Below are 6087 nucleotides of genomic sequence, written 5' to 3'. Positions count from 1 at the left end.
CACCGCGCCAACCTGCTCGACTGCGGCGCCAAGACGTTCGCCGTCGGCGTGGTCTACTCCGCCAACGGCACCCCGTACTACACCCAGGACTTCGGTAGCCGCTGACTTTTCCCTCCCCCCGAAGACCGGCCGGCATGCCCCCGCATGCCGGCCGGTCGACTTTTATGCGGGTACGGAGGCAGTCGCGCCGCTGCGCGAGTAGGACAGCACCGCGTGCCGCCCGAGCAGGTGAGGCTCGGCGGTGAGGCCGGCGACGTTCTCCACCCAGCGCCGCACGGCGTCCTGCTCGTCGGGGCGGTTGGCGTCGTCGAGCACCACGGTCGCGACCGGCGCCAGGCGGCTCTCCAAGGCGTGCATGGCCGGGTACCGCGCGTCGGGCCCGGTCGACGCGGGCGGGCCGTCGATCAGCAGCAGGTCGATGTCGCGGACGTCGGCGAGCTTCTCCACGTCGTACCAGCGATAGGTCTTGCCGTCGGCGACCAGCTCGGTCAGCGGCGCGGTCCGCACCTCGGCGACAGCCGACAGCCCGTGCGCGTCCAGCATCTCCCGCGTCTTGCCCGCGTAGTCCTCGTCGTGGTCCAGCGAGATCAGCCGGCCGCCGCTCTTCTCCAGCGCGTACGCGAGCCACACCGTCGACGTGCCGCTGCCCAGCTCGACCACCAGCTGCGGCCGGCGCAGCCGCACGATGTGCAGCAGCTCCAGCAGATCCGTGGGGTTCAGCGCGAAGTCGCCCGACGACGGCATCGGCGCCCGCGGCGTGAACTCGGCGAACAGCTGGAACATCGCCTCGATCTCCCGGCTCTGCGCGCGCAGCAGCAGATCGTTGCCGTGCCCGTTCTGGCGCAGGCCACGGGTGATGGTCCGGGTCAGCTCCTGGTGCCGGTCGCCGGCGGTCACCCGCTCCTTCTCCACCGTCGCGACGACCCGGCGCTGCATCTGCTCGACGACGACCCGCAGGTCACGGTGGGCTGCCTGGTTCGCGCGGTGCAGGCCGCCCATCCAGCGCGACAGGTGCAGGATGCCGAGCAGCACCCCGAGCAGCAGCACCGCCACGAGGGAGACGGCGAGGCCCTGGTGCCCCGTCGCGGCCGCCGTCCAGATGCCGGCGACGACCGCCAGCACCACGATGAGGACGATGACCTGCGGACGGGTCAGGCTCTGCAGGCGTACCGCCAGCCGGCCGCCGATCCCGGTCAGGCTGCTCATATTCTTCCGAACCTCCGATGTCATGCCGGCGCCGGCTCAGGTGTGCGCTGCGCGGGCGGGGTGGTATTGGGCGCGTGGACGAGGCCCGCGATGCGGTCGACGTACCCCTGCGCGTCGTGGGCCTTGGCCACGACGGCCCGGGCGCGCCGGCTCTGCTCCGCGAAGAGCACCCGGTCCGCGCTGTAGCGCTTGATGAGCCCGGCGGCCTCGGCCGGGGTGCAGTAGACCGCGGCGTCGCCGAAGATCGCGGCGTGCCGCTCGGGCGTCACCACCACGCAGCCCTGCGCGGCCGCCTCGAGCGCCGGCCGGGAGTACGTCTCCACCGCCTCCGGATGCGGGAAGTGCAGGTAGAAGTCGAGCTGGTGCAGGAAGGTCCGCAGGTCCAGGTCGCCGGCCTCGTAGACCAGGTGCGACCGGGGCCCGCCGAGCGACACGTCGGTCCGCGGCCAGTCCGGCAGCCGCAGCCGGACGTCCACCTTGCGCAGGTCGTCGTAGACGAACAGCGACTCCCGGGTGTCGCGGGGCCACACCCCCTGGTCGCACAGGTCCGTGCCCACCACCGGCAGATCCCCGGTCGCGCCGTCGCGCGCCGCCGTCCATCGGCCGGTCCCGACGACGGTCGGCAGGTCGTACGCCGTCAGCTCGATCGACGGGTACGCCCGCAGCACGCCCCGCACCTCCGGATCCTGCGGGCACCACACCGGCTCCGCCGCGAACAGCCGCGCCGCCGCAGCCGTGCACGCCTCCGGGTCGTAGCGGTGGTCGAGCCCGTCGCGGCGTACCGGTGCCTGGTCGGCGACGATGAGCACCCGGCGGGGTCGCAGCAGGCACTCGTCGTCCGGCGCGAACTGCAGCGCGGCCGCGTGCCGGACGATGACGAGCGCCGCCTCGTTGGCGTCACCGGGCAGCAGCTGAGTGATCCGGCCGGCGTTGACCAGCCGCTGGATCGGGCCGGCCAGCGGGTAGCGGCGCCGGGCCATCGGCCGCAACGATTCCAGATGCAGCACGGCGACGCGCAGTCCGCGGTCGATCAGCGCCTGGATCTCGTCCACGGCGGACAGCTGCGGCCCCTGCAGGAACCGCCAGTCGCCGGCCATCACCACGTCGTACTCGGGGCGGGGCGGCGCCTCACCCCGGGCGTACCGGAGGTGGTCGGGGGCCGCGAAGGGCCGCTCGCCGCCCTCCCGCGGCAGGTACGGTTTCGCGGCGCGGGCCGCGATCCGCCCGTGCCACAACTGGTACGCCGACGAGTAGGCGACCCGCGCCGGGTGCATCCAGTACGCCCGGATCTCCGAGCGCGACAGCGACCCCTGCGACAGCCGGATGAGCGCGAGCGGCGCCGACTCGACGTGGCGCACCGCCCGCTCGCCGTAGACGGACCGCATCCGTCCGATGTACTCGGAGTCGGCGGCCTTGCGGACCCGGTCGAAGTAGCCGATCCGGTCCATCACCATCTGCCGGCGGAACATCAGCGACGACGGGTTGAACCGGCCCCGCCGCACCGCGGGACGGGTGAGCGCCAGATCCTCGGTGACCGCCAGGCCGTCCGTAGTGGTAGCGACGATGCGGCCGTTCTCCAGCATCGGCCGCACCTGGAGCTCCAGCCGGCGCGGGTGCGACCAGTCGTCGGAGTCCTGGAACGCGACGAACTCGCCCTCCGCCGCGTCGAGGCCGGCGTTGCGCCCCGCGTACGTGCCCTGGTTGTACGGCTGTTTGACCAGCCGGACCCGCGGACCCAGCGCGAGCGCGCGCTGCAGCATCTCGTCGTACTCCGGAGGCGAGGCGTCGTCGACGATGAGCACCTCGACATTGCGCCAGGACTGGGCGAGGATCGAGCGCACCGCGGTGATCAGGCCCTCGTCCGGGTGGAACGCGGTCACGATCACCGAGACCCGCTGCGGCTCGTCGAGCGGGGCGGGATCGGCGGTGACGGTGAGCCGGTCGAACGGCGGCAACCCGTTGGCAGGCTCGATCGCCGGATACGGCTTCGGCATCAGCCGCTGGAACGCGGCCAGCCAGGGCGCCACCGGCTGCTCGCCGTCGCCGGCGAAGGGATTCGCGACGTCGATCTCGAGGTCGCAGCGCACGGCCTCGCTGATTTCCGGGTACGCCCGCAGCAGCGCCCGCGCCGCCTCGGCCCCGCGCCACGTGTATGCGAGCTGCGCATGCAGTCCCCGGTGCGCGCCCGGCAGCGCCTGCGCCCCCAGAGCGGAACGCACGAGCTCGTACAGGGCCAGCGCGTCGCTGCGGTCCTCCGGCAGCATGTCCTGCAATGCCAGCGTCTGCGCGAGCCCGGCCAGCACCGAGGGCCGGACGTCCTGGCGGATCCGGCGCAGCCACGCCACGTCACCCGAGCGTGCGGCCGCCAGCAGTTCCGCGTACGTCGTACCGGTGTCGCGCAGCGCGATGTACGCCAGCAGCCGCCGCATCTCCAGCGAGCGGAGCCGGATCGCGGTGGGCGGCACGGCCCGTTGCACGTGGTACCGGGCGATCCTCAGGTAGTCGTCGAGCAGACCGGCTGGTTCCCCCATGCGGCAACAGACCTCTTCATCAAGCCCCGGATGTCACTACAGGCAACGTCGCCGCCGCCGGGAGGTGACGGGCTCAGACCACCGCCAGGACCGCCGCTCCCACCCGTTCCCGCTCGCCGGCGTCCGACCAGGGGCCGACGAGGTAGAAGGCGTCGACCACGTCGCCGCCCAGCGTCGAGATGCGCGCCGCCCTCACCTCGGCACCGGCCTCGTCCAGCGCGGTGGCGACCCGGTAGAGCAGGCCCGCCGAGTCGGCCGCCCGCAGCTCGAGCACGACCGCGTCGGTCGCCGCCGCCCGGAGCCACACCACGCGCGGTGCCGCGCCACTGCGGGTCGACATCGCCCGCGCCCGCACCCGCTGGGTCACCGACACGTCGCCGGCCGCCACCCGGCGCAGGTCCGCGGCGAGGGCGAGCGGGTCGGCCGGGGAGCCGTACCGGGGCTGGGTCTGGAACTCGACGATCCCCCGGCCGTCGACCGTGCAGGCGTCGGCGGAGATGACGTCGAGGCGGTGCATGGCCAGGCACGCCGCCACGGAGCCGAGCAGTCCCCGGCGGTCGGCCGCGGCCACCGCGACCCGGTCGCCGTCGAGGTGGACCGCGGGCAGGGCGCCGTCGAGCAGCTCCGGGTCGGGCGCGGGCGGTTCGGGCAGCGCGCCGGTGTCCAGCGCGGTACGCACGCGCCGGACCAGCTCGGCGATCAGCCGCTCCTTCCAGTCCGACCACGCGGCGGGGCCGGTGGCGTGCGAGTCGGCCCGGGCCAGGGCGTGCAGGAGGTCGAGGGTCGTCGCGTCGCCCACGTCGCCGGCGACGGAGGAGATGGTCACCGGATCGCTGAGGTCGCGGCGGGTCGCCACGTCGGGCAGCAGCAGGTGCAGGCGGACCAGCTTCTCGACCGTCGCCACGTCCGCGGGCGGCAGGCCGATGCGGGTCGCGATCTCGGCGGCGACGGGCGCGCCGACGATGCTGTGGTCGCCGGGCAGGCCCTTGCCGACGTCGTGCAGGAACGCGCCGAGCAGCAGCAGGTCGGGGCGGTCCACCTCGCGGGCGTACGCGGTCGCCTCGTACGCCGCCTGCACGAGGTGGCGGTCCAGGGTGTAGCGGTGCACCGGGTGGTGCTGCGGGAGGCTGCGCATCCGGGCCCACTCCGGCAGCCAGGCGTCGATCAGGCCGTACCGGTCGCATGCCTCCCAGGTGGGCAGCAGGCCCGGCCCGGAGCCGAGCAGCGAGACCAGCGCGGCCCGCGCGGCGGGCGGCCACGGGGTCGGCAGCGGTGGGCAGAAGGCGGCCAGCCACTCGCAAGTAGCGCGCGCGATGGGCAGCCGTACGGTCGCAGCCGCGGCGGCCACCCGCAGCGAGAGCGTCGGATCTGCCACGGGCCCGATCGCGGTCCGCGCGAGCACGAGCTCACCGTCCTGCTCGACCACGTCGCGGGCGACCGGGCGCCGGGCCGGCCGGCCGGGCACGGTGCCGCGCCGGCGTCCGTTGCGCAGCCTGTCGGTGGCTCGCCAGGCGTCGTCGAGGGCATGGGCGACGGTCCGGGCGTCGCCGGCGACCCGGCGCAGCAGGGCGTCGCCGTCCTCGACCTCCAGCAGCTCGGCGACGGCGGCGCGCTCCTGGGCGACCAGCCGGTCCACGCGGCGGCCGACGGCGAGATGCAGGGCGTCACGGGTGTCGAGCAGCCGCAGGTCGGCGGCGCGGACCGCCGGGCGCATCGTGTCGGCGACCCCCGCCCGGCCGATGCCGCGCAGGATCGTCACGTCCCGCAGCCCGCCGGCGGCCTCCTTGAGGTCGCCCTCGAGCAGGAACGCAAGCTCGCCGTGGGTGGCCCAGCGGGCGGTGGTGAGCTCCTTGAGCTGGGGAAGCAGGCGTACGGCCGTCCGCCGCCACTGGTCACCGGCGGCGGCGATGAGTTCGGCGGAGAGGGCGGCGTCCCCGGCGATGTGCCGGGCGTCCAGCAGCCCCAGCGACACCTTCACGTCGTCGTGGGCGACCGACAAGGCCTCGGGCAGCGTCCGCACCGAGTGGTCGAGGCCGAGCCGCGCGTCCCAGATCGGATACCACAGCGCGGAGGCGATCCGGTCGATGCCGGCCGTCCCGTTGTGCAGCAGCACGAGGTCCAGGTCGCTGTACGGCGCCACGTCGTGCCGGCCCAGCCCGCCGACCGCGACCAGGCTCACGCCGGGCAGGTGGCTGGGGAACATCGCGGCCAGCCACGCATCCAGCGCCGCCGCCCGGTTCAAGCGGGCGACGGCGCCGATGTGCTGCCGCAGGGCGGCCGGCGAGCCCTCGGACGGCACACGAGGTGCCGCAGACGGCTCACCGACCATGTGACTCACCATGCCCGGCGA

The 6087-nt window shown here is 74.3% G+C and carries 3 protein-coding genes; all 3 read right to left on the bottom strand.

Features of this window, described 5'->3' with window-relative positions:
* Window positions 1–162: 162 nt before the first annotated feature.
* Window positions 163–1206, bottom strand: a complete 1044-nt coding sequence (locus tag AB0368_RS37685) for a class I SAM-dependent methyltransferase (RefSeq protein WP_366158840.1) — start codon at window positions 1204–1206, stop codon at window positions 163–165.
* Window positions 1207–1226: 20 nt separating this feature from the next.
* Window positions 1227–3737: a glycosyltransferase family A protein gene (locus AB0368_RS37680; protein ID WP_366158839.1), complete on the bottom strand. Its 2511-nt coding sequence runs from the start codon at window positions 3735–3737 to the stop codon at window positions 1227–1229.
* A gap of 73 nt (window positions 3738–3810) precedes the next feature.
* On the bottom strand, window positions 3811–6066 hold the full coding sequence (locus tag AB0368_RS37675; protein ID WP_366158838.1) for a [protein-PII] uridylyltransferase: 2256 nt from the start codon (window positions 6064–6066) through the stop codon (window positions 3811–3813).
* Window positions 6067–6087 lie beyond the last annotated feature (21 nt).

Origin of the sequence: Actinoplanes sp. NPDC051475, assembly GCF_040689425.1 — a bacterium.
Lineage (GTDB): Bacteria > Actinomycetota > Actinomycetes > Mycobacteriales > Micromonosporaceae > Actinoplanes.
Note: the sequence above shows the minus strand (reverse complement) of the source record. Positions and strands in the feature narration are given on the sequence as shown.

What these genes read in the sequence shown, in the direction of transcription:
- AB0368_RS37685 (WP_366158840.1), bottom strand. Translation starts at nt 1,206, where the DNA reads ATGAGCAGCCTGACCGGGATCGGCGGCCGGCTGGCGGTACGCCTGCAG.
- AB0368_RS37680 (WP_366158839.1), bottom strand. Translation starts at nt 3,737, where the DNA reads ATGGGGGAACCAGCCGGTCTGCTCGACGACTACCTGAGGATCGCCCGG.
- AB0368_RS37675 (WP_366158838.1), bottom strand. Translation starts at nt 6,066, where the DNA reads ATGGTCGGTGAGCCGTCTGCGGCACCTCGTGTGCCGTCCGAGGGCTCG.